This is a genomic window from Arthrobacter sp. AFG7.2, from assembly GCF_002892835.1.
Lineage (GTDB): Bacteria > Actinomycetota > Actinomycetes > Actinomycetales > Micrococcaceae > Arthrobacter.
Map to the genome: position 1 here is coordinate 1 of NZ_PJMB01000006.1, position 24,354 is coordinate 24,354.

At 65.0% G+C, this 24,354-nt stretch carries 20 protein-coding genes; 8 read left to right on the top strand and 12 right to left on the bottom strand.

Features of this window, described 5'->3' with window-relative positions; translation table 11 throughout:
- From CXX84_RS11870 to CXX84_RS11895, 6 genes are all read right to left on the bottom strand, one after another.
- The coding region (locus CXX84_RS11870) for a fumarylacetoacetate hydrolase family protein (protein ID WP_146031876.1) at positions 1-423 on the bottom strand (423 nt) is incomplete at its 3' end.
- Positions 424-433: 10 nt separating this feature from the next.
- On the bottom strand, positions 434-1,510 hold the full coding sequence (locus CXX84_RS11875; RefSeq protein ID WP_223253079.1) for an amidohydrolase family protein: 1,077 nt from the start codon (positions 1,508-1,510) through the stop codon (positions 434-436).
- Positions 1,507-2,631: an FAD-dependent monooxygenase gene (locus CXX84_RS11880; RefSeq protein WP_102976925.1), complete on the bottom strand. Its 1,125-nt coding sequence runs from the start codon at positions 2,629-2,631 to the stop codon at positions 1,507-1,509. The genes CXX84_RS11875 and CXX84_RS11880 overlap by 4 nt, the downstream gene beginning before the upstream one ends.
- A 61-nt stretch (positions 2,632-2,692) precedes the next feature.
- On the bottom strand, positions 2,693-3,727 hold the full coding sequence (locus tag CXX84_RS11885; protein WP_102976926.1) for a cyclase family protein: 1,035 nt from the start codon (positions 3,725-3,727) through the stop codon (positions 2,693-2,695).
- Positions 3,724-4,683 (bottom strand): fumarylacetoacetate hydrolase family protein, encoded by a 960-nt coding sequence (locus CXX84_RS11890; RefSeq protein WP_102976927.1) that lies wholly within the window; start codon positions 4,681-4,683, stop codon positions 3,724-3,726. The genes CXX84_RS11885 and CXX84_RS11890 overlap by 4 nt, the downstream gene beginning before the upstream one ends.
- A 6-nt stretch (positions 4,684-4,689) precedes the next feature.
- Positions 4,690-5,709: a VOC family protein gene (locus CXX84_RS11895; RefSeq protein WP_102977124.1), complete on the bottom strand. Its 1,020-nt coding sequence runs from the start codon at positions 5,707-5,709 to the stop codon at positions 4,690-4,692.
- 1,372 nt (positions 5,710-7,081) lie between these two features.
- On the opposite strand from CXX84_RS11895, the gene CXX84_RS11910 reads away from it, so the two are divergent.
- Complete coding sequence (locus CXX84_RS11910; protein WP_102976930.1) at positions 7,082-7,348, top strand: hypothetical protein; 267 nt, start codon at positions 7,082-7,084, stop codon at positions 7,346-7,348.
- A gap of 127 nt (positions 7,349-7,475) precedes the next feature.
- Here CXX84_RS11910 and CXX84_RS11915 read toward each other — a convergent pair whose 3' ends face one another.
- Positions 7,476-8,663 carry an ABC transporter substrate-binding protein gene (locus CXX84_RS11915; protein ID WP_102976931.1) on the bottom strand — a complete coding sequence of 396 codons (1,188 nt, stop codon included), beginning with the start codon at positions 8,661-8,663 and terminating at the stop codon, positions 7,476-7,478.
- A gap of 238 nt (positions 8,664-8,901) precedes the next feature.
- On the opposite strand from CXX84_RS11915, the gene CXX84_RS11920 reads away from it, so the two are divergent.
- From CXX84_RS11920 to CXX84_RS11940, 5 genes are all read left to right on the top strand, one after another.
- Entirely contained in the window at positions 8,902-9,360 is a 459-nt protein-coding gene (locus CXX84_RS11920; RefSeq protein ID WP_102976932.1) for an SRPBCC family protein, read from the top strand.
- A gap of 89 nt (positions 9,361-9,449) precedes the next feature.
- Positions 9,450-10,043, top strand: coding sequence for a TetR/AcrR family transcriptional regulator (locus tag CXX84_RS11925; RefSeq protein WP_189337577.1), 594 nt, complete (start codon positions 9,450-9,452; stop codon positions 10,041-10,043).
- 371 nt (positions 10,044-10,414) lie between these two features.
- Positions 10,415-12,124 carry a choline dehydrogenase gene (betA, locus tag CXX84_RS11930; protein WP_102976933.1) on the top strand — a complete coding sequence of 570 codons (1,710 nt, stop codon included), beginning with the start codon at positions 10,415-10,417 and terminating at the stop codon, positions 12,122-12,124.
- Positions 12,125-12,155: 31 nt separating this feature from the next.
- Positions 12,156-13,709 (top strand): aldehyde dehydrogenase family protein, encoded by a 1,554-nt coding sequence (locus CXX84_RS11935; RefSeq protein ID WP_102976934.1) that lies wholly within the window; start codon positions 12,156-12,158, stop codon positions 13,707-13,709.
- 119 nt (positions 13,710-13,828) lie between these two features.
- Positions 13,829-15,526 carry an APC family permease gene (locus CXX84_RS11940; RefSeq protein ID WP_102976935.1) on the top strand — a complete coding sequence of 566 codons (1,698 nt, stop codon included), beginning with the start codon at positions 13,829-13,831 and terminating at the stop codon, positions 15,524-15,526.
- A 75-nt stretch (positions 15,527-15,601) separates the two neighbouring features.
- Here CXX84_RS11940 and CXX84_RS11945 read toward each other — a convergent pair whose 3' ends face one another.
- The 4 genes from CXX84_RS11945 to CXX84_RS11960 form a co-directional block, all read right to left on the bottom strand.
- The gene (locus CXX84_RS11945) at positions 15,602-16,882 is read right to left on the bottom strand and encodes a Y-family DNA polymerase (RefSeq protein ID WP_189337589.1); all 1,281 of its coding nucleotides are present in this window, start codon (positions 16,880-16,882) and stop codon (positions 15,602-15,604) included.
- 10 nt (positions 16,883-16,892) lie between these two features.
- Entirely contained in the window at positions 16,893-17,324 is a 432-nt protein-coding gene (locus CXX84_RS11950) for a LexA family protein (RefSeq protein ID WP_102976937.1), read from the bottom strand.
- 178 nt (positions 17,325-17,502) lie between these two features.
- Positions 17,503-18,459: a polysaccharide deacetylase family protein gene (locus CXX84_RS11955; protein ID WP_102976938.1), complete on the bottom strand. Its 957-nt coding sequence runs from the start codon at positions 18,457-18,459 to the stop codon at positions 17,503-17,505.
- 17 nt (positions 18,460-18,476) lie between these two features.
- A complete protein-coding gene (locus tag CXX84_RS11960) occupies positions 18,477-20,006 on the bottom strand; it encodes a purine-cytosine permease family protein (protein ID WP_102976939.1) in 1,530 nt (509 codons plus the stop codon).
- Positions 20,007-20,116: 110 nt separating this feature from the next.
- Here CXX84_RS11960 and CXX84_RS11965 point away from each other — a divergent pair, with 110 nt between their 5' ends.
- Both CXX84_RS11965 and CXX84_RS11970 read left to right on the top strand, forming a co-directional pair.
- Positions 20,117-21,667 (top strand): PucR family transcriptional regulator, encoded by a 1,551-nt coding sequence (locus CXX84_RS11965; RefSeq protein ID WP_189337578.1) that lies wholly within the window; start codon positions 20,117-20,119, stop codon positions 21,665-21,667.
- Positions 21,668-21,830: 163 nt separating this feature from the next.
- A complete protein-coding gene (locus CXX84_RS11970) occupies positions 21,831-23,504 on the top strand; it encodes a GAF domain-containing sensor histidine kinase (protein WP_102976940.1) in 1,674 nt (557 codons plus the stop codon).
- Positions 23,505-23,515: 11 nt separating this feature from the next.
- Here CXX84_RS11970 and CXX84_RS11975 read toward each other — a convergent pair whose 3' ends face one another.
- On the bottom strand, positions 23,516-24,202 hold the full coding sequence (locus CXX84_RS11975) for a response regulator (RefSeq protein WP_102976941.1): 687 nt from the start codon (positions 24,200-24,202) through the stop codon (positions 23,516-23,518).
- Between the last annotated feature and the right edge of the window lie 152 nt (positions 24,203-24,354).

The following is a 24,354-nucleotide window of genomic DNA, read 5'->3' on the forward strand; positions in this document are numbered from 1 at the left end:
GCCGACGACGGCGGCCACTTCCGTTTCAAAGTCCAGGTCCGTGCAGCCTGCCGGAATGCCGATCACCTCGCCGGTGCCTGTCACGGTGTGCGGGTTGGTGAAGTAGAACGTGGGCGCCTCGTACCATTCGGTCACCACGCCGGCCACGCCGTCGATGCTCTTCCGCACGCCTTCAACGTGTTCCTCGAACGCCACGAAGTCCCGGATGGTGGCGGGCGCCAGCGGTGCGAGCAGCTGCACATCCGCCAGCGGAACAGCGGCCACAGAACCGATGGCTTTCCGGGCCGCGGCCAGTGTCTCCTCGAGGCCGGCATCCAGCAGGGTCTGGACACCCTGGCCTTCGGGGAGGGGGTAGCAGGCGCCGTCTTCAACGAAGCCTGACCGCGTTCCGCCGTCGTGATTCCAACGGGCAATCTTGACCATGAATATCTCCTCAGGCTGTGCGGCGGGCGGGGACTGAAGCGGCGGTGATCCCCAGGGTGCGTGCGTTGCCGCCCAAGACCTGAGCCTCGTCCCCGACAGACAGCCCGGCAGCCTTCACCTCGTCCACAGGGACGTCGGAGCCCATGTCGAACGGGTAGTCCGAGCCGAGCAGCACCTGCTCCGGACCGGCGGAAGCCACCAGGGCACGGAGTTCGGCGGCGCTGTGCACCAGAGAATCGAAGTACAGCTTCGTCAGGTATGACGACGGCGGCGCGGCGCAGCCATGTGCCTCCGGCCGGACCTTCCAGGCGCGGTCCGAGCGGCCCAGCGTGGTGGGCAGGTAGCCCCCGCCGTGGGCGGCCAGCACCTTGAGGTCCGGGTGCCGGTCCAGGACGCCGCTGAAAATCAGGTGGGACAGGGCAACGGCGTTCTCGGCTGGCTGGGACACCGTATTGGCGAGGTAGAACCGGTCCAGCCGCTCATCCAGCGAGCAGCCGAAGGGGTGCAGGAACACCACCGCGCCCAGCTCCTCGGCCCGGTTCCAAAACGGTTCCAGGCGGGGATCGGAAAGTTCGACGGTGCTGCGTACCGGATCTTCCGGAGTGGCGGCAAACGAGCCAATTTCGACGCCGAGCAGCCCGCACTCCAGCACCGCGTGCTCCAGCGCCTCCACCATCAAGGCGGGATGCTGCAGCGGGACCAGGCCCAGCCCGTTAAGCCGCTCGGGGGCGCGGTCCACAAACTCCCGGACCGCCTGATTGGCGGCCTTCGCTACCTGAAGGGCCAGCTCTTCGCCGGCAAAGTAATAGAAGTGCGACGGCGACGGCGAAACCAGCTGCACATCCACGCCTTGCGCATCCATGTCCGCGAGCCGGCGGTCCAGGTCCGTCAGCTGCGGCCAGCGCTCCTTGATCATCCGGCCCGAAGCTGCCATCGATTCCGGGCCGTTGCGGCGCACTTCCAGTGCCTGCTGGGCGCCGAAGCCCTCGGGATCAGCCTCCGCCACAAGCTGCTGCAGGGCCGGAAGCAGGACATGGGCGTGGACGTCCACGGTGGGTGTTTGCATGTCAGTGGTGCGCACGCTCATGCCGGTTCCTTCACCAGGGTGGAGATTGAATGCATGAGGCCGGGCACGTTGGCATCCCGGACACCGTCGAGCATCCACTGGCCCAACTGCACGGACGCGTCGACAACTGCCTTTGCCCTGTCCAGGCGGCGGTCGGTGAACTCTTTCCAGAGCGTCTCGGTAACGTCGTCGGCAACGATCAGGAGTTCGGCCAGCACAGCCGCGTCCTCCATCGCCATGGCAGCACCCTGCGCAATCGTGGGCGGGCAGCTGTGTGCGGCGTCGCCGATGATGACGCTGCGGCCGCGGTTCCAAGGCCCGTCCACGAGGTGCGTGGTGAACCAGGTGTAGTTGATGCGGGCACTGTAGTCCAGGTTCTCCCGGATCTCGTTCCAGGGGCCGCCGTAGGCCGCGGCGAGTTCAGCCATAATGCGGGGGCCGTCCTCGTGCTTGCGCTCCTGTGCCTTCTCCACCAGGTAGGCGTAGATGGTGTCAGGGCCGGTGGGGCAGTAGCCGGCGATGAAGCAGGGGCCGCCGTAGGTGAGGTCCGTGCGGACCACCTCCTGGGGGCGCTCCACGAAGGCACGCCAGATGCCCATGCCGGTGGCCTCGGGTTCAACCTCGATGCCGATGGCCTTGCGGACGGCAGAGTGCAGTCCATCCGCGCCGATCAGGAGGTCATAGGTGGCGCTGCCGCCGTCGGCGGTGCTTACGGTGACGGACCCGCCGTCGTCCGTTATGCCTGCGACCGCCTTGCCGTAGCTGATCCGGGCGCCTGCCTGCTCTGCCCGCTCGCGGAGGATGGCAGTGAGGTCGGGGCGGTACATGCCCATCGTGGCGGGGAGTTCGTCGCCGCCGGTCCGGATGTCTTCCAGGACGGCGATGACGGTGCCGGCGGGGTCCGGGGCGCGCAGGCCCAGGGTGCTGAACCCGTAGCCCTTCGCCTCGACCTGCTCCCACACCCCGAGCTGGCGGAGGACCCGCAGGGCGTTGCCCTGCAGGGTGATGCCGGAGCCAAGGGTCTGCGGTGCTTCCGCCCTCTCGAGGATTTCCACCTTGATTCCGGCGTCGGCCAGGAGGATGCCTGCGGTCAGTCCCGCGGCTCCGGCCCCGACGATTCCGACGTTCTGTACTGCTGCCATCGCTGACTCCTTTGTATTGACGGCGTTACTGCTGGTGGTTTTGTTGCTGTTTCAACTGAAATTATCGGACGGCGATCGGGTTGACGGGCGATCCGACGGCGCCGGTGATGGGAAGCGGGGCGGCGGTGAGCAGGAAGTCGTACTTGCCGTCCGCTGCGCACGCTTCCGCGAGGCCGTCCGGGTCCCACATCTCGCCCAGGAACAGTCCGAGGTTGGGGATGGCGATCTGGTGGAGGGGCTGGAAGGCGGCGTCGAATTCGTTGGGACGCACTTCGAAACCCCAGGTGTCGGTGGCGATCCCGGCGATTTCGGTTTCATGGAGCCAAGGCGCGGTGGTGAACGAGAGGCCGGGGGCTGCGCCGCCGGCGTAGTCGCCCCAGCCCTCACGCCGGACGCGGGTGTGCTGGCCGGTGCGGATGACGACGATGTCGCCTCTGCTCACCTTTGAGCTGGGGCCCTGCAGTGCGATGGTGCGCTCGAGGTGTTCGGGGGTGATCGCGAAACCATCCGGCAGCTCGCCGTCGTTCCGTCCCAGTTCGGGGCCCAGCGCGCGGCCGACGTCCAGCAGGACGCCACGGGTGACGATCTTTGCCGCAGCGGTCTCGATGCCGGTGACCAGGTCACCCTCGGAAGTGACCACGTCGCCGGCGGCCCTGCCGTTCCAGGCCTTGCCCTGGTCGAAGATGTGCCCCAGCCCGTCCCACTGCGTGGAGCACTGCAGCGGCATGGCGATCACGTCGTCCGCACCGCCGAAGCCGTGCGGGAAACCCTGGTTGCCGCGTTCGGCGTCCACGCCGGTGTCCGTCATGGTGTGGACGGGATTGGTGCGCCGGCGCCAGCCCTTCTGCGGGCCATTCGTGTCGAACGGCTGCGACAGTGAGAAGGCCTCACCAGTCTTTACCAGGGCTGCGGCCTCGATGCGCTTGGCGGCGTCAATGTAGTTCAGGGTCCCGAGGACGTCGTCCTGGCCCCAGCGGCCCCAGTTGTTGTGGGCCTTGGCCATGGTTCGGATGCTGCCCAGTGGGTCCTCACGCCGGATGACCGGGGAATCGGTTGATTCCCCGGTGCCGGTTGGTGCTGTGTCCTGGGTGGTCACTGGACACCTTCACTTGTGGTTTCGTCCTTGCAGTGGATGAGCTGTGTTCCCAGTCCGGTGATGGTGCCTTCCATGACGTCGCCGTCCTGGAGCAGCCGGCCCCAGTGCTGGCCGTTGCCGGCCGGGCTTCCGGTGAGGACCAGGTCGCCGGGCCGGAGCGGCATGATCTGGGAGGCTTCGCTGACGAGCTTGGCGACGCCGAAGATCATGTCTGATGTGGACTCGTCCTGCATGGCCTTGCCGTTGAGCTTCAGCGTTACCTGGACGTCCTGCGGGTCGCCAAAGAATTTGGCAGGCACCAGCAGCGGTCCGGTGGGCAGGAAGCCGGGGGCGTTCTTGGCCCGGTACCAGTCCGAGCCGATGGCCGGCATGTCCTTCCGGAAGACGTATTCGCGGGTAGTGATGTCGTTGACCATGGTGTACCCGAAGACGTAGTCCAGGGCTTCCTCGGGGGTGACGCGGAATGCGGTCTTCCCGATGACTGCAGCCACTTCCAGCTCCCAGTCGTGGGACTTGCTGTAGGACGGGAGCGTGAGGTCGTCCGTGGCGGACGCGATCGCCGTCGGGAGCCCGATGAAGAAGTATGGCGTTCCCTGGCCTGCCCGCTTGTCCATCATGGCAGCCGTCCTGGCGCGTACTTCCTCTTCGTCCTCGCCGGGTTCGCGGTGGGCTGCGGCGAGGTCGATCACGTGCTTGCGGTAGTTCGCGCCGGTTTGCAGGACCTGGGCGGGTTCCACCGGGGCGAGGATTTCGACGTCGGCCAGCGCCAGGCCGCTGTCCCCACCTGCAGAGGCGGCCAGGCTGTCCAGCTGTGCCTCGGTGGTTGCCCAGTGCTCGATCAGGGAGTTGATGTCACCGTCCAGCGGCAGGACGCGATCACCCACCAGCAGGCCTGCCCGGGCTTTACTGTCCCCGGCCTCCTGGAAGCGGACCAGGGCATATGTTGCTTCAGGCATATCTTTCTAGCCCCGTCCCTGCTTGGCGTAGGGGTTAAGCAGGGCTTCCTTCATCTCGGCGGAGGCGCCTTCTTCGGTGGCGGTGAAGCCTTCGGCCGGGGGGAAGGATTCGGTCATGGAGTGCGGCATCGCGCCGTTCTTGTAGAAGTTGTTCGAGCCCAGGGACGGCTTCCAGGTGTTGGCGTCCCAGTCCGGGACGTAGTTGCGGTAGCCGCCGGAGTTCAGTTCAACGCGTAGGCCTGAGGGGTCACGGAAGTAGAGGAAGTTCTGTTCCCCCACACCGTGGATGGAGGGGCCGTACTCCATCGGGGTCCCGTTTTCCATCATGACGTCTGCGGTACGGAGCAGGTCCTCGGTGGCGTCCACCCAGAAGGCGATGTGGTTGACACGGCCGGCGCGGCTGGAGGTGTCCAGGACCACGCCAAGGTCGTGGGACTTCTCGTTCGTGGTCAGCACAGAGAACACGGTGATGGGTGCCTCGTCCAGGTCCACGAACGCCATGACGCGGAAGCCCAGGGCCTCGTTGTACCACTTGGCGAAGCCGCGGACATCGGAACAGGCGACAGTGACGTGGTCCAGGAAGCGGGGTGCGGCGGCGTGGCTGCTGCGGCGCTCCGGCCGGTCCGGGTAGGTGGACTCGAAGCCGGGCTCTGCGACGAACTTCTCAACTTCATAGAAGAGGCGCATGGGGTGGCCGTAGGGGCCGGTGAATTCGTAGGCCTTGCCGAAGCCGTGGCCCCCGGGCGTCCAGGTTCCCTGCACGCCGGTTGCTTCGACGCGCTCGGCGGCGGCTTCTAGGGCGGCCTGGGAGTTGGTGCGCCATGCCATCCGGCCCAGGGATGCTTCCGGTCCTTCGGTGATTACGAGGCTGTAGCGGTAGTAGTCGCCCCAGCAGCGCAGGTAGACGTTGCCGGCCACGCGGTCAATGATGCGCATGCCGAACTTTTCCTCGTAGAACCGGGCCGAGGCTTCGACGTCCGGAGTGGTGATCTCGAGGTGGGCAAGATGGGAGAGCGGAGTTTCCACGTTGAAGTCCTTCTGGTTACTGGCTGCGGTACTGGTTGTTGCAGGTCCTGTAACTACTGTGAGGCACTTCATATATTTGGGGAAGACGAGCTTTTTGATATCAAGTATCCGTCGCGCTGATACCTGAATTCTTCCAAAGCAGGTGTGGGCGGGGCACCTGTTTCCCTGCCCCCGGGACTGTGTCTGTTGCTGCCGTGTTTAGGACGACATCCGGTACGGCCCGGTGACGCGGGATCCCGGTTTCGGATCCCCAGCTGACATGATGAGAAGCATGGCTCCTTCCCGTCCCGATCCTCAGGAGCGCCTTGAAGGCACCGTCGTCGTTCTTCGCGAGCTGATCGAGAATGACCTCCCGGCTCTATTCACAGCCATCGGAAGACCCGAGATATTCGCTGGCGGCTGGGGTGGAGGTATGGGGGCTTATCGCGAGGACTTCGCGCAGTGAGCGGCGTTTCTGAGGCAATGGCTGCCCTGGCAACAAGGCAACGTGTACGCCGTGGCGCGAGGAATGGCCCCAGGTACGCAGTGTTATTGATGAGTGTTTGGCGGGCAGGCTGGCGAACCCCAGCTATACCCCGTCTCCGTAAGCGATCCCTTACGGGCAAGGGACCCACCTGATGCTCCGCAGCTCATAACCCAAGTGCGGCGAGTTCAGGTGGTGAGTGCAACACCCTGAATTCTGTGGGGTGGGCCTTTGGCTTGGGTGAGTATCCATTGGAGTGCCTCGCGAAAGGCTGCTCCTGCAAGCTCCCACTCTTCTCTAGCTCCGCCGTCGTCAGCCCAGAAGTACACCCTGTAGGTCGGAACATCGACTTTGCCTGATCTGATTCCGCTGATCAATGAGTTCTGTTCGCATTTACCCGACCGTGCTCCGAGACGCAGTACCTGGTGTCTCGCATGCCCATCCTCTAACGCTTACTTCTAAGCCGTGGTGTGGTGCTAACCGTCCCTAGGAACCAGGGAGGCTGATCACGAACCAAATGAGTCCCGCCCCGAATGGAATCCAAAGGAAAGGTGTGAAGTTTGTCGTCAAGTTATTCTCGTCGGCAACTATCCCGGCATTCCAAAACGCGAATCCGCCGCTTATCAGGAGAGTAAGACTCACCGCCAGCGCGAGCATCGAGATTGCCGCCGATTTCCTGATTATGCTGGCCTCCCGAGGTCTCTGTAGATACAAGGGCGAGTTCTCATGCTAGCTTTCCGCATGCTCGCACAGTCGCACGTATGGCGGTCGCCGAGCGTTCCTTGGCGTGACCGTATTGGACATTTGCGGTTTGTGGAAACCAATGCCGGAGTGCTGGTGAAAGGGGCCATGTGCAAACCTTGGATCGGGGGTTGTTCCTCACGCTGAACTTTAAGAACGGATTCTGATATGGACGAAGGCGAAATGAGGATGCTGGCTTTCTTCATCGGGGTGGCAGCGCTGGCCGTGGTGTTATTCGTTTCAGGCGTCATCTCGCAGCGCCGCCGCCGGGCCCCCAGGGGTTCTGCGTCCGCCCGGACCGGCGGAGGCCACGATGACTCAGGTGTGGCCGTAGGGGGTGCGTCTGCATCTTCTGACGAACGTGGCGGCACTGATGGGGATGGCGGCGGTGCTGACGGTGGCGCTGACGGCGGCGGGGGCGGTGGTGGCGACTGAGTAGTGGTTCGGCCTGAACCTGGACAAGAAGAAAGCCCTTCCCGGATAGCCCGGGATGGGCTTCTTCTTGGAGTGCTGATGCAGAAACTGCGGGAGCGTTTCGGCGGGGACCTGAAACCGGTTGCGCCTACTCCTTGCCAAGCCCCGCGGCCGACGTCTTGTCTCCCGTTACGTCATTCAGTGCCGCCAGGTCGAAAAGCCCATTGATGTCGGCCTGCTTGGTGGTGCCGGCAGCAACACCGTCGGCCAGGAGCTTTTCATAGGTCCCCGCGAGGGGGTCCACGGTAAACACGATGTTTTTCAGTGACCTGTCGATAACGTCTGCCTTCAGCTCGGCGCCGGCGGCTTCCTTCAGTGCCGCGTTGATGACGGAAGCTTTCTCGCCGTCGGCCGCCTTGTTCAGCCACTCAACAGACTTCACGTGCCCCTTCAGCAGAGCCTTCACAGTGTCCGGGTGGTCGGCCGCGAACTTCTGGTTCACGATCAGAATGGTGGTGGGAAACTCACCGGGCTTGCCGGAGAGCGAGTCGTCCCACAGGTCCTTTTCGTCCACCAGCACCTTGGCGCCGGCGGTCAGCACCAAACGTGAGGCCCACGGCTCGGGCAGCCACGCGCCGTCGAGCTTTCCGTCCTGGAACAGCTTCAGGGTCTGCGCGTTTTCAGTGGGGTTGATGGCGACGTCGCCGCTGCCGTCCACGTTGGTCTTGTAGCCCTGGGAGGCGAGCCAGGCCCGGAGGGCGACATCCTGCGTGCCGCCAAGCTGCGGGGACGCCAGCGTCTTGCCCTTGAGGTCCGCCGCGGAGTTGATCTCCGGCTTGACCACCAGCTGGGCGCCGCCGGCGGCCGCGCCGGCGATGATGTTTACGGACTCCCCGCCGCTCTTGACGAACGAGTTGATGGCGGGGTTCGGGCCGATGTAGGTGGCGTCGATGGCGCCGGCGTTCAAGGCCTCGATGGCGGCGGGGCCGGCGTTGAACACCTGGGTGGTCAGCTTGGTGTCCCCGAGTTCATCGGCGATGTAGCCCTGGCTGACGCCGACGAGGGCGGGGGCGTGGGTCACGTTGCCGAAGTAGCCGAGCTTCAGTTCGGCGGCTGGGTTTCCGGCAGGTGCGGCGCCCTGGACCGTTGCCGGGGTGCCGCTGTTGACGGCGGAGGCGACGGCGGCGCCCCCGCCAATGAGCGCCAGGATGCCGGCAGCGATGGCGATCTTCAAGCCGAGGGGGCGTTGTGGTGCAGCGGACCGACCGGCCACGATGCGGGTGGAACTTTGCTGGTCCTGCCGTGCCCTGGGGCTCTTGTTCGAGGCGTCTGTCACTGGATTTCCTTTGCTGGGGCGGATGCTGAGATGAGACTACGAAGAGCCCCGCGGCGCCACAATCGTTGCTGTAGCAGGCGTTCACGCGGCGTAGCGAACGCGCAACGGGGCGTAGCGCAGCGACAAGAAACGTCGCGGGACGTCTTTTTCAAGGGCGGGGCGAAGAGTGTCTGCGATACCCGGGGGTTGCCGGAAACTGGGTCTGTTTCCGGACACTGCAGCGGACGTACCATCAGGCATGGAAAAGCTGAGATTTGAGGTGCGTATTAACGCTCCAGCCCAAACCGTCTGGGCGACGATGCTCGATGATGCCACGTACCGGGAATGGACGAGTGCCTTCAACGAGACGGGTTCCTACTACGAGGGCGACTGGAACCAGGGCAGCGAGATTCGTTTCCTCGGCCCTGAGGAGGAAGGATCCGTGGGAGGGATGATCGCAATAGTTGAGGAAAGCAGGCCGCATGAGTTCATCTCCCTGCGGTATCTCGGCCAGATCGTCCGCGGTGAGGATGACAGGACCAGCGATGCAGCAAAGGAATTCATCGGCGCCCACGAAAACTATTCCTTCACTGAATCGGACGGGGTGACCACAGTGGAGGTCGAGCTTGAGAGCGAGGACGATTGGGCGGACATGCTGAATGAAGCGTGGCCCGTGGCCCTGGCTAAACTCAAGGACCTCGCCGAAGCCCGGTCCTGACCTGCCGCCCGGGCTGCTGGCTGATGCTGACTGCAGCCGCTTCGCTCGGCCGGGGTGCACCGGCATCGCTTTCACCATAGGCTGGCCGGGTGGATACAGGCACCGTGAACTCCCGCGAACAGGGCGTGCAGCTCGACAGGCAGTCGCGCATTCTTGAAGCAGCGCTCGAACTGCTGTCGCGCTATGGGATCTCCGGTGTCAGCATGCGCGCAGTGGCGCGCGAGGCGGGAGTGGCCCTCGGCCTGGTGAACTACTACTACGAGGACAAATCGAGCCTGATCCGCGCGGCACTGCACAGCGTCGACAAACACGACCTCGCTCTGGTTGCGCCGGACCCCGCCCTGCCCGCGGACGAGCAGCTCCGGAACGCACTCCGCCGTGTTGCGGGCCCGGAACTCTTGACGACCCGCTATCTGTCGCTGCGCCTTCATCTGTGGGCGCTCGCGAAGGCGGACGAAGATTTCGCGCTGATCAATGCGGCGGCGTTCGACCGCTACCTGGACGGGCTCGCGGCCCTGATCGGGAACGCCAAGCCGGAGCTGTCCGCCAAGGAATGCAGGGAGCGGGCTGCTGACATCGTGGTCCTGCAGAACGGAATGTGGCTGACCGCGCTCCTTGGCGTGGACAAAGAATCCATTCGGCGGAGCATCGCCCGCACTGAAGAAATCGCCTTCGCCGCATAGCAGCCACCACTTCCCGGCGTGGCAGCCACCACTTCGCCGGCACGCGACACCGCCGGAAGCCCATGGTGCTTGCCCTGGCACCGGTACGCGCCTGTCATATTCGGACGGAACCGCGACACATGCGAGCGGTGGGCTCGAATTCCCGTGCCCCGCTACGGGCGTAAGGTTTCGCCGTCGTAAATTTTGAACGTTTGTCCAGTTTTCTATTGAACAGGTGTTCAATAGGCATTACTGTCCTTGGGTATGACCTACGCCACACCAGGGGATGCCTCGGATTCTCCGGCTGACACGGTCAACCTTTCGCTTTCGAAAGAACGACGACCCGCCCTGGGCCACTCTGACCGGCACCAGGTAGAAGGAGAGTTTGCAGCATGACAACAAACCACTACGACTACGTCATCGTCGGCGGCGGAAGCGCGGGTTCCGTGCTCGCCAACCGGCTGAGCGAAGGAGGCCAGAGCAGCGTCCTGGTTCTTGAAGCCGGCCGGAGCGACTACCCGTGGGACCTTTTCATCCAGATGCCGGCCGCCCTGACGTTCCCCAGCGGCAATCCCCTCTATGACTGGCGGTACCAGTCCGATCCTGAACCGCACATGGGGGGACGCCGGGTGGCGCACGCCCGCGGCAAGGTCCTGGGCGGCTCCAGCTCCATCAACGGCATGATCTTCCAGCGCGGCAACCCGCTCGACTACGAGCGTTGGGGCGCCGACGCCGGCATGGAGACCTGGGACTTCGCCCACTGCCTTCCGTACTTCAACAAGATGGAAAATGCCCTCGCAGCGGATCCCGACGATGAGCTGCGCGGACACGACGGGCCGCTTGTCCTCGAGCGCGGCCCGGCCTCCAACCCGCTCTTCCAGGCGTTCTTCAAAGCCGCCCAGGAAGCCGGCTACCCCCTCACCGACGACGTCAATGGCTACCGCCAGGAGGGCTTCGCGGCCTTTGACCGCAACGTTCACAAGGGCCAGCGCCTTTCGGCGTCCCGAGCACACATCCGCCCCAACTCCTCGCGGAAAAACCTTACTGTCCTGACCCGGGCGATGGTTAGCAAGGTCAATTTCAAGGGCAATGTGGCCACGGGCGTCACCTACCGCCGCAACGGCCAGACCCACGTGGTCAACGCCGGCGAGGTCATCCTGTCAGGCGGGGCCATCAACACCCCGCAGCTGCTGCAGCTCAGCGGCGTGGGCGATGCCGGGCACCTGAATTCGCTGGGCATCAACACCGTGGCCAACCTGCCCGGCGTCGGCGAAAACCTGCAGGACCACCTGGAGGTCTACATCCAGCACGCCTGCACCCAGCCGGTCTCCATGCAGCCCAACCTGGACCTGTGGCGCTACCCCCTCATCGGCCTGCAGTGGCTGCTCGGACGCAAGGGCCCTGCCGCCACCAACCACTTCGAGGGCGGCGGGTTCGTCCGCTCCAACGAGGACGTGGCCTACCCCAACCTGATGTTCCACTTCCTGCCCGTGGCAGTCCGCTACGACGGCCAGAAGGCGGACGCCAAGCACGGCTACCAGGTGCACATCGGCCCTATGTACTCCGATGCCCGCGGCACCCTGAAGATCAAGTCCACCGACCCCACCGTCCACCCGTCCATGCTCTTCAACTACCTCTCCACAGAGCAGGACCGGCGTGAGTGGGTCGAGGCGGTCCACGTGGCCCGCGATATCCTGGGCCAGTCCGCGATGACGCCGTTCAACGGCGGGGAACTTTCGCCCGGGCAAAGCGTCCGTACCGACGCGGAGATCCTGGACTGGGTGGCCAGGGACGCCGAAACCGCACTGCACCCGTCCTGCACGGCCAAGATGGGCCCGGAGTCCGACCCGATGGCCGTGGTGAACCCGCTCGACATGTCGGTCCACGGCACCCAGGGGCTGCGGGTAGTGGACGCTTCGGCCATGCCGTACGTCACCAACGGCAACATCTATGCGCCCGTCATGATGCTTGCCGAAAAAGCTGCTGACCTGATTGCGGGGAAGGCGCCACTGGCTCCCCGGCATGCTGAGTTCTACCGGCACGGCGTCAGCCCGCTGGAACGTAATGGTGCCGGTTCTGCTGCCCCTGCGGCAACGGCCTAGGCATGATTGATGCAGTCGAGAAGGAGAAACCATGACCGCCACCGTTGAGCAAGTCCAGCAGGCCGGGGAAGTGCAGGGCACCGTCAAAGGTCTGTACATCGACGGCGCCTGGCACCAGGCGTCCGACGGCGGCACAACAGATGTGCACTGTCCCGCAGACCGACGCGAGGTGGCGGTTGTCTCCTCGTCCACGGTCGAGGACGCGGAGCGCGCGATCGCCAGTGCCCGGGCAGCGTTCGACGGCGGGCCGTGGCGCCGGATGACCGACATCGAGCGGGGCGAGGTGCTGCTTCGTATCGCCGGCCTGCTTGAGCGGGACAAGGCAGCTTACGCCCGCGCCGAGGCACTGGATACGGGCAAGCGCCTCGTCGAGGCCGAGTACGACATTGACGACATTGCCTCCTGCTTCCGCTACTACGGAAAGATCGCCGGCCTTGATGCCGGCCGGGTGATCGATACGGGCCGGCCGAACGCCATCAGCCGGGTGGTGTACGAACCGCTCGGCGTCTGTGCCCTCATCGCACCCTGGAACTACCCGCTCCTGCAGGCGGCGTGGAAAGTGGCGCCGGCACTCGTTGCGGGAAATTCGTTCGTGCTCAAGCCCAGTGAGCTGACGCCGTCGACCTCCATCCTGCTCATGGAAACCCTCGCCGAAGCCGGCGTTCCCGCCGGTGTGGCAAACCTGGTTACGGGATCCGGGTCCAGGGTGGGAGGCCCACTCAGTTCTGACCCGCGCGTCGACCTCGTCTCCCTGACCGGAAGCCTGGCCACAGGGCAGACCATCATGGCTGCCGCGGCCGAGACAGTGAAACGAGTCGCTTTTGAGCTCGGCGGGAAGAACCCCAACGTCGTCTTCTCTGACGCGGACTGGGACGCCGCCGTCGACAATGCCCTGACGGCAGTCTTCCTGCATTCCGGCCAGGTCTGCTCGGCAGGGGCGCGGCTCGTCGTCGAGGAGGCCATTGCCGAACGTTTCGTCGCCGAGGTGGTGGAACGGGCGAAAAAGATCCGGATGGGCGGGCCTTTTGATCCGGACGCAGAAACAGGTCCGCTGATTTCCGCCAAGCACCGCGACCAGGTCCACGCCTACGTCCAGGGCGGGATCGCGGAGGGCGCCGAACTCTTGTGCGGCGGCTACATCCCTGACGACGGGACGCTCTCTGACGGCTTCTTCTACCCGCCCACCGTGCTGGGCAACTGCCGATCCGGTATGAGCGTGCTGCGGGAGGAATCCTTCGGGCCGGTGCTGACTGTCGAGACGTTCCGGACCGAGGCAGAGGCCGTTGCCATAGCCAACGACACAGAGTACGGCCTGGCGGGGGCGGTCTGGACGTCCGATGCGTCGAAGGCGCAGCGGGTCGCAGCCGGCCTGCGGCACGGAACAGTGTGGATCAATGACTACCACCCGTACGTACCGCAGGCGGAGTGGGGCGGTTTCGGGAAGTCGGGAATTGGCCGGGAACTCGGCAGCGCGGGCCTCAACGAATACCGCGAGGCAAAACACATCTGGCAGAACATCCAGCCCGCACCCAGCGGCTGGTTCGGCGCACCTGCCGACGGCGCCGGGGTGGGGACCGCCGGCTAGCAACAGCAATGGGGGAAATGGCCGGGCGCCGCAGGCGCGGCGCCCGGCGGTCGATATTACCTGCGTCCAATGGCGGCCGCGGGCCATCACCATCGTGCTTTTCTGACCTAGGAGTTCGAATGTTGGAACCCAGCAAGAGTACTGATTCAAGCGGTATGGACGAGTTTGGCTATGCCCAGACCCTGGACCGCAGCATCGGCAAATTCGCCAGTTTCGCGGCCGGTGTCAGCTACATCTCCATCCTCACCGGCGTTTTTCAACTGTTTTACTTTGGCTTCTCCATGGCCGGACCCGCCTACGCCTGGTCCTGGCCTATCGTTTTCGCCGGCCAGCTTATGGTGGCGCTCTGCTTCGCCGAGCTTGCAGGCCGCTATCCGGTAGCCGGTTCGGTCTACAACTGGGCCAAGCGGCTCTCGTCCGGCACCTTCTCCTGGCTGGCCGGCTGGCTGCTGCTCATCTCCTCGATCGTGGCGCTCGGAGCCGTGGCCCTTGCCCTGCAGCTGACCCTGCCCCAGATCTGGTCCGGTTTCCAGGTCATCGGCGACGGCACCGGCACCTACGATTTCGCCCTCAACGGCGTGCTGCTCGCCAGCATCATGATCTCCATCTCCACCCTGATCAACGCCTTCGGCGTGAAGCTGATGACCAAAATCAACAGCATCGGAGTCTTCGTGGAACTCGCCGCCGCCGTGCTCCTCATCCTGGCCCTTGCCTGGCATGTGGTGCGGGGTCCGGAAGTCCTTTTCAGTACCGCGGGCTACGGCGTGGACCACGACCTTGGCTTCTTTGGGGTATTCCTCATCGGCGCGATGGCTTCCGGTTACGTCATGTACGGCTTTGACACCGCCAGTTCCCTCGGCGAGGAGACCAAGGACCCCAAAAAGACAGCCCCCAAGGCCATCCTCCGTGCAATCTCGGCGTCCTTCATCCTCGGCGGCCTGATTCTCCTTGGCGGACTCCTTGCCGCCCCCGACCTCAACGATCCCAAGCTGGGCGCCGCCGACGGCGGCCTGCAGTACATCGTGCTCTCCGTGCTGGGAGGGCCCTTCGGCAAAGCATTCCTGGTGTGCATTGTGGTGGCCGTGACCGTCTGTACCTTGGCCGTTCACGCTGCCGCCATCCGCATGATGTTCGCCATGGCCCGGGACAATAACCTGCCTTTCAGCCGCCAGCTCAGCAAGGTGCATCCCGAGCGGAAGACGCCCACCGTGGCGGCCATCGTCATCGGGCTCATCGCCATCATTCCGCTGATCGTCAACGTCTCGCAGCCCGCAATTTTCACCATCCTGTCCAGCATCAGCATTGTCCTGATCTACCTGTCCTACCTGCTGGTCACCGTTCCCCTGCTCCGCAAGCGGTTCCAGAAAAAGTGGCCCCTCGCGGATGACGGCACCGAGCCGGGCTTCAGCCTGGGCAAGTGGGGGCTGCCGGTGAACATCGCGGCGGTGCTGTGGGGCGGCGCCATGACGCTGAACCTCGTCTGGCCCCGCCCGGAGATCTACAACTCCGTGCCCCCGTTCGAGTGGTACCTGCAGTGGGGCGGTGTCCTGTTCGTCGGTGCGGTCACCGGCGGCGGTGCACTGCTCTATCGGCTGAAGATCAGGCACCAGACCGGCGTGCTCGCCGCCCATGCTGCCGCAGCGCCGGAACCTCTCCTCCAGGCCTCTGCCCTGCGAGAGCCTGCCGCCCGCCCGGCACCTGTTCCTGCCGTGGCTGCCCACTCTGTTGTGGACAGGAACGCTGTTCTGGACGCAAACTCTGTTCTGGACGCAAACTCTGTTGCGGAAGCAAACGCTGTCGTTGACGCTGTGAGGTAACTCCGCCAGGCCACAGCCCGGCCGTGAAGAGCATCCCTTCGCCGACTCTCCAGCGCGAAGGGATGCTCTTCGTCGTCAGGCAGCCTTGACCAGGGGCAGCTCGTCCCAGTGGGTGGTGTAGCGGGGCGAGCGCATGGTCCGTTTCATGCTCCAGTCGACGCCGGACTTGATGCCCGCATGGCCCAGTCCGATGGAGCCGCGCCCGTAGCGCCGGCTGATGTCCTCCAGGAGCGGACCGATGCCGCGTTCCTCGTGCGGGTTCTCGAACAGCTCCAGTGGGGACTGGTTGCCTGTGGGCCTCAGGTCCGTGAGCATAAGCCCGGCCTTGGCGTACTGGAGTCCGTCCCGGATGGCCGGCAGCAGCGCGTGTGCCGCCCTGGTGAGCAGGAGCGGATCCGCCGTGGGCATGGGAAGCGATACGCACACGGACGGATAGGCCTGTTCATGCTGCCGGAAGGGAGACGTGGCAGCGAAGGCGGTGAGGACTTTTGCCTGCAGTCCGTGTTTGGCGAGCCGGGCGCTGGCCTGCTGGCCGTAGATGCTCAGGACCTCCCGCAGGCCGGCGGCTGTGGTCACCGGGGTGGAGAAGGATCGGGAGAAGATGAGCTGGTCCCGTCCCATGCGTTCCTCCTCCATGGGAATGCACGGCGTGCCATTGAGTTCCAGGACAGTGCGCATCATGACCACCGAGAATTTGTCGCGGACAGCTACTGGATTGGCCCGGGTGAGGTCCAGGACGGTGTGGATGCCGATGGCGTTCAGGCGTTTTGCCAGGCGGCCGGCGATGCCCCAGATCTCCTCCACGGACAGCCGTCCGAGCAGTTGCTCCCGGACGGGTTCGGGCACGCTCTCCCAGTGGCAGACGCCGGCGAATGCGGGATTGTTTTTGGCCCACTTGTTGCACAGCTTTGCCAGGGTTTTGGTGGGCGCTATGCCAACACAGACCGGGACGCCCACGTTGCGGCGGACGGCGTCCTTCATGGTCCTGCCCAGTGCCAGCAGCTGTTCCGGCTCACCCTTCACGCCCAGGAAGGCTTCATCGATGCTGTAGACCTCCAGCCATGCCGAGTACCTGCCGAGCAGCTCCATCACCCGGGCGCTGATGTCGCCATAGAGCTCGTAGTTGCTGGACTTGGCCACCAGCCCCCATTCCTTCGCGCGGGGTGCAAGCTTGAACCATGGCTCGCCGGTGGCAATGCCCAGGGCTTTCGCTTCGGGGGAGCGGGTGACAGCGCAGCCGTCGTTGTTGGAAAGCACCACCAGCGGCCGGCCCTCAAGGGAAGGGTCGAAGGCGCGCTCGGCCGAGGCGTAAAAGCAGTTCACATCCACGTGGGCAATCTGCGGCATCTGCCGCATCAGGGCGGGCCTAGACATGGTGCAGGCAACGTGTGGCCACGCCCCAGATGGTCAGTTCGGAGAGTGCCGGGACCCGAATATCCGGATACCGCGGGTTCTCTGCCTGCAGCACCACACCGCTGCCAGTGAGGCGCAGGCGTTTGACGGTGAGCTCCCCGTCAAGGACAGCGACGACGACGCACCCGTCTTTGGGCTCCAGCGCCCTGTTGACGATGAGCTCATCGCCGTCGCTGATGCCCGCACCTTCCATCGAGTCGCCCGTCACTCGGACTACATACGTGCTGGTGATGTCCTTGATGAGGTGTGCGTTGAGATCGATCCGGCCGTCGAAGTAGTCCTGCGCCGGAGACGGAAACCCCGCGGCGACGGGCACCGGCGAGATCAGCACCGAGAATAACGAGGCGCCCGCGTCTATCACGCGGGGACCGACAATAACGCCCACAACACACCCTAATTCGAATATATGTTCGATTAGTTCAGTGTAGTCCTTGGCTCCGACAAAGCGTAGACGCGTGGTCAGGGCAGGCGGTTACGCTCCGGCAGCGAGCCGATTAAAAACGGCAGGAGCGGCGCCGTCCTCCGGGGGACGGCGCCACTCCTGCCACTGGCTGGAATGCTGATCAGCCGGCGACGGCCGGCCGGGATTCCCGCACTGCCGACGGTGTGAACGTCGCCCCGGTGTCCGGGAAGGAGGGCACCTGGATCCGGGCGTGGGTGTGGACTTCCTGGACAGTCCTGCGGGTGTGCTCCGCGATCTCCTCCATGGTGGTGACCCACATGCCGTCCATCGCCTTGACCCGTTCCATCAGGCGCTCCAGCGCAACGGCTTTCGAAGGCCGGCCGGAGATAAACGGATGATTGGTGAGGACGAAGCAGCTTCCCTGCGCATGGTGCGCCTCGGCCTCAAGCGTCCACATCTCCAGCACCTTCGCCGGGCTCTCGATGACGCCGCTGCCGGTCACACCCGGGTAGAACGCGTACTGCTCCCAGTCGTCCAGCGCCCAGTCCACCGGGATCTCCACGAGGTCCCGGGAGTCGTCCGGGGCGACGCTGAAGCGGTAGGGGGCATCGCCGTCGAGCAGGCTGGAATCGTAGAGGAAGCCGCGGTCCGCCAGCAGCGCCGGCGAGTGCCAGTTCAGCTCCCACCAGGGTGCCCGGTAGCCCACCGGCTCAACCCCGGCCACCTTGGCCAGCGCCTCCAGCCCGCGGTCGATGTAGCGCGCCTCCGTCCCGGCGTCGATCCCCTGCATGGGCTCGTGCAGGTAGCCGTGGTGCGCCACCTCGTGCCCGGCATCCACGATGCGGCGGACGGTGTCCGGGTAGCACTCGGCCGTAAAGCCGGGGATGAAGAAGGTGGCGCGGATGTCCTGCCGCTGGAGGATCTGCAGCAGCCGCGGGACGGCGACCTTGGGCCCGTAGGACTGGTGGGTCATCAGGGACATGCGGCTGGTGCTCTTGGGATCGTGGGCGATGGTGCAGGATTCGGCGTCGACGTCGAACGTGAAGGACGCTGCTGCCTGCTTGCCCTCCGGCCAGGTGATCGGGTGGGCCGAGTCCGGGAATGCTTCAAGGGTCATGTCAGGTGTTCCTAGAGTTAGAGGCTGGCCGGGGCTGCGGGCTGTGCGGGGATTCCGGTTAGGACCGGGGATGGCTGGACGTCGCTGCCTGCAGCCGGGACGGATTCGAGAAACTTGCGGTGCACCTTCGGCCCGAGGATGACATAGCTGGTGGCACTCGCCAGTCCGCCGGCCAGCCAGGACAGATCCCAGCCGCCCAGGGCCACGGCGACGGGCCCCTGCATGGCGGGAACGAGCCCGTACATGAACAGCCACGTGGCGAAGATGCCGACCAGAAGGGAGGTGACGCCTGCCCAGTTGACGCCGGGAAGCCGCTTGGTGCCGACGGCGTCGAACAGCCTTGCGGGGTTACCCGGCCAGCGCTTTTCGATCCAGAAGTAGTGCACCAGCATGACGCCGCCCCAGGCTGCCACCCAGGCGACCAGGCCGATGAGCCAGGCGTCCAGGACCGCCGCGAAGTCCTCCTGGAAGATGAAGAAGACGACGGCGATGAGCGAGAAGACGCCGACGAACAGGTTGAGCTTGCGGCGGCTGATGGTGATGTCCAGCGACTGGGTGGCCACCGAGAAGGTGTAGATGTTCAGGATGTTGGTGGCGATGGGGCCGTGCAGCACCATCAGGAGCACCGGCAGCGCGAGGACGCCGAAGTTCTGGACAATGAGCTTGCCGGGGTCGATTTCACCGCTGTTGGTTGCCAGGCTGGCGCCCAGGACACCGAGCCAGACCACCGGGATGAACTGCCCGAGGACGGAGGCCAGGTAGACCTTCTTCTTGGGTACCTCTGTGCTGACGAACCGGGAGTAGTCCGCTGCGTACGTGAACCAGGTGATGCCCCAGCCGATGCCGATGGCGGTCATGACGGCGCTCATGGCCGCGATCCGCTCGGATCCTTCCAGGATGTTGCCCGCCGGGCCGGCGTAGCCCCAGTCGATCTTCATGCCGAACCAGGCCACGGCGGACATGACGGCAAGGATAATGATGGTTGGCGGGACGGTCCACTTTTCGAAGGCGGCAATCGCCCTGTAGCCGAACCAGGCGATAGCTACCTGGGTGGCCATGATGGCCGTGGCGACGCCGATCTTCCAGGCGTAGTTCTGCGCCGTGGGATCCACCCAGCCGAGCGTTCCGAAGAGCGCCATGACCAGATCCAGGATGATCCAGGTGTTGACCGCGCACCAGCCGATCACCAGGAGCGCCTGGATGGACGCCGGGAGGTAATTGCCGCGGCGCCCGAAGGCTGCCCGGGCCAGGACCATGCCCGTGGCTCCGGTCTTCTGGCCCAGCAGGACGAAGCAGCCGAAGAGCAGCATGCCGATCAGGTTGCCCAGCACCAGCACGATGACGGTGTCGGCGAAACCCAGCCCCAGGTGGATTCCGAGGGCGCCGAGCACCCAGTTGATGGGCGCGAGGTTGGCGCCTGCCCAGATCCAGAACTGGCCGGACACTTTGTGCGTGCGCTGGGATTCGGGAATCGGCTGGAGCCAGGCTTCGCAGTCTTCGGCGGGCGCGGACTGCCCGGCTCCTGCGGCTGAAGTTTGGTGTTGCATGGGTGCCTCTTCGTTGAGGGAAATGGGGATATCTCAAGATTATGTGTCCCAGCCCACAAGTCCTATATAGTATCTGTAGCGAAATTTTTCCTTCTGCATGACGGAGTGTCGTGTCCATACGTTTACGGGATGTTCTGGCGCATCCCACGCTCATGCCGGCGGAGCCGGTCATTCGGGCGGCCGCAGCGGTGGCCGCCGACACCCAGCTCCGCTGGATCCACTCCAGCGAGGTTTTGGATATCGCCCAACTGCTCGGCGGCGGTGAACTGCTGCTCACCGGCGGCCAGGCCCTCGCCGCGGAAACGGATGAGCGGCGCACCGGGTATGTCCGGGAACTGGCGGAACGAGGTGTTGCGGCTCTCGCCATCGAGACGGGCACTGACCTGGCTTCCATTCCGTCGTCGATGATCGCGGCAGCCGAAGCCGCGGGCCTTCCCTTGGTGGAGCTGCGAAAGCGGGTGCCCTTCATCAGCGTGATGGAGGCGATCAACTCACTGCTGGTCAGTGAATCCGCTGCCCATCTGCAGCAGGCAGACCAGACCAGCCATGCCATGGCCGTCGAGCTGGCCCATGGTGGCAGCCTTGACCGTGTCCTGGGTGTGCTCGCCGCTGCGACCGGTGCCGAAGTTGCGCTGACCTCGACGACAGGGATCACCCTGGCCAGCGCCCTGCCCGCCGAGCCGGACGGGCCGTCCCGGTCCGCAACCTTCGGTGAGGCAGGGCGGGACAACATCAGCGATATCCACATTGATGTCTCCGTTCGCGGCATTCCGTCGGCCCGGCTCACGCTCTCCGTCCCGGCTGGCGGTGACATGAATCTGGCAAGAATTGCAGGGTACCGGTCGGTGGACATCATTTCCCTGGCGCTGCTCCAGCGGATGCCTCCCGGCCTCAAGGAAATGGCAGGTGCGGCGCTCATCCGTGCCATCGATTCGGGGACGCAAAGCTGGAGGCTCCAGCAGCTTGCCCCCGCCGCCGGGATTGCAGCGAACGCCCAGCTGGTGGCCGTCGTCGTCCGTTCCGGCGGTTCGCGCCAGACCCGCAGCAACGTGGAGCATCTGCTGGACCGGGTGGGGCAGCACAGCGTCAGCTATGCAGACAACGCGGAGCTGCTCGCCTTGGCAGTCCTGCACAATGACAACGTCCAGGACGACAGGAACGCCGTCGTCGACGGGCTTCGGTCCCTGGCTTCAACGGATCGATCGGTCAGCGCTGTAGGTCCGGTGGCGGCAGGCATTTCCAACGCACCCTGGTCATTGACCGAAGCCCGGCTGACCCTGGCCCTGGCTGGCGGGAACGGCCCGGACGACGGCGGCCACGGCACCTCGGGAGGGGCGCTGGACGCCGAAGCATTTGCCGTCGAACGGCTCGCATTCCATTCCCTGGACGACGCCAGGCGTGAGGACTTCGTGCGCCAGCAGCTGGGGGCTGTCCTCGAATACGATGCCCAGCGCCGCTCACAGCTGGTTGAGACGCTGCGGGTATGGCTGGACTCGGGCTGCAATACGGCGCAGGCCGCGCGGGAACTCCACGTGGAGCGGCAATCCATGCACCAGCGGCTGCAGCGTATCTTTTCCCTGTGCGGCGGCGATCCCCGCGGCACGGGAAGGCTGCCCGCCCTGCACCTCGCAGCCCGCCTTGCCCGGCTGCGTGCCCCATAGATCTGCTCGCCGGGCTGCAGAGACACTGGCCGTAACCGTTAGGCCGTCCCGGGACGTGCCTTGTTAGCATGATTGGAGAGAGACGCTGGGGGCTGTCACATATATCGAATCCAGGGGCGAAGAAGCCCGTGGATGATGTGGTCAATTATTGGGGTGTTTTCTCATGTGGCGTGAACCGATCAGGCGGCGGACGCGGGAACTTCTGAGGGAGTTCGTGGACCGGGCCGATGAACTCGTAAGAACCCAGGAACATGTGGAGGGGCTGCTCGGTGCCGTCGTCTCGCTGACGGAGGACCTGAGCCTGGAGGCAGTGCTGGACCGGGTGGTCCAGTCGGCGTGCGAACTCGTAGGAGCACAGTACGGGGCTCTGGGCGTCATCGGCAATGACCAGCGGCTCAGTCACTTCATCACCGTCGGCATCGACGAAGAAGGGACCCGCCTCATCGGTGACCTTCCCACGGGCCATGGCGTCCTGGGGCATCTGATCCGCGAACCAAAACCGCTCCGCCTCCATGATCTGGGCGAACATGCGATAGCGGTCGGCTTTCCGCCCAGCCACCCGCCCATGAAGACCTTCCTCGGCGTCCCCGTCCGGGTCCGGGACGAGGTCTTCGGAAACCTGTACCTGACGGAGAAAATTGGCGGCCTGGATTTCACGGCCGAGGACGAAGACCTGGCGGTAGCCCTCGCCGCTGCCGCCGGCATGGCCATCCAGAACGCCCGGTTGTTCGAGGACAGCAACCGCCGCCAGCGCTGGCTGGAAGCGGGCATGGAAGTCAGCGACAGCCTGAAATCGCAACCCCGGTCCGACACGGAAAACCTGGACCTCATCGCTGAACGGGCACTGCACGCGTCCGCGTCGGCACTGTCACTCATTGCATCGGTTGCGGGGGACGGAAGCATACGGTGCAGGGCGTCGGTGGGCGTCCAATCGTTGCCGGGCGGGCAGGAACTGCCTGCCGGCAGTGTTGTGGCTGACGTGCTGGCGACAGGGAGAACAACGATCCTGACGGACCCGCGCCAGGTGTTCGACGCGGCGTCGGCCGACAAGCTTGGGCCGGTCCTGCTGGCCGCTCTGGGGAACAACAATGACGGGCAGCGCGACAGTGTCCTGATCCTGGCGAGGGCTGCGGGCGGGACGCACTATACGGAGGTGGATGTCGAGTCCAGTACAGTCTTTGCGTCCCGGATAGGGCTGACGCTGGATCTTCTGCGGGCCAACCAGCTGCGGGAAGAGCATGCGCTGTTTATCGACCGGGAGCGGATCGCGAGGGACCTGCACGATCTTGTTATACAACGGCTGTTCGCGGCCGGATTGAGTATCCAGGGCCTGCGCCGCTACACCTCGGATCCCGTCTGCCACGGGCGGGTGGACAGCGTCACCGAGGAGCTGGACGGCTGCATCCGCCAGCTTCGCGACACGATCTACTCGCTCCAGGCCCGGGGCCCCGATCAGGAACTTCTCAGCGGCCGCATCATCCGCGCTGTCCAGGAGGCTGCCGGCGCTGCCGGTGTCCTCCCCAGGATCCAGCTCTCAGGGCCCGTGGACGAAGCCGTGGGTGACGAAGTGGCCGAGCAACTGCTGCCGGTGCTGCAGGAAAGCGTCAGCAATGCTGTCCGTCACTCAGGATCGGAGGACATCCAAGTCCTGCTTGCCGCGCAGGAGGACGAGGTGGTTCTGACTGTCCGCGACAACGGGTGCGGCTTCGAAGACCCCCAACGCGTCAGCGGTTTGGCCAACATGAAGACCCGCGCCTCGGGGCTGGGCGGGACCTGCGTCATCGACAGCACCCCCGGTGAGGGCACAAGCGTCACCTGGACGGCGCCGACGGCCTGACGGTGCGTTCGTCACCGCAGCCATCCGCCGGATCCCGGGATTACTGCCGGTGACAGCCGGCTCGAAAGCCGGAAGCCGAGCTTCTCCAGCACGGAGGAGACACAGCCAGCCACTGCCTCCTCGGGGAGCACCAGATCCTGCCCGATCTGCCCGTTGGTCAAACCCCGGGCCATGAACGCGAACACCGTCCGCTCCTGCGTTGTCATTGCCTCCAGCCAGGGGGCGCCGGCAGTTGCAGAAAGGCTTTCAGCCACTCTTTCCCTGACCTCCGGCGCCAGTACCGGGTGACCGGTCGCAGCGGTGCGGATACCAGTCACCAGGACATTGTTGTCGCCGATCTGCTTGAGCAGGTACCCTGCTGCACCAGCCAGTACCGCGGCCCGCACAGCATGGTGTTTATCCCGGCCCGTCAGGATCAGGCACCTTACGTGCGGGGCGGTGGAGCGAAGGTCGCGGCATACCTCAATGCCCGTACCGTCCGGCAGCCTGTCGTCCAGCACCGCGATATCCGGTTTCAGGAGGGCAATCAGCCGGGTGGCTTCAGCAGCTGATCCGCTTTCGCCAGCGACGTCCAGCCCTTCCTCCTCGAGCAGCTCCCTCAGCCCCTGCCGAACCAGTTCGTGGTCATTGAGGATGAAGACCCGGATGGGCACCGCCGGGAATGGAACCTCATCCACGGGTATTGCTGGTGTATCCATGAAGACGCTTTCATCGATGTGACGCCCTCCCCGGCCACTTCTTGATCGTGGCCGCCCCGTGCGGAAGGATCCTCAGAACATCATCATGCGTCTTGCTGCCCTGCCATCAGGGCCGAAAGTCCGGACTTGCCGAATACCGGCAGGACCGATGC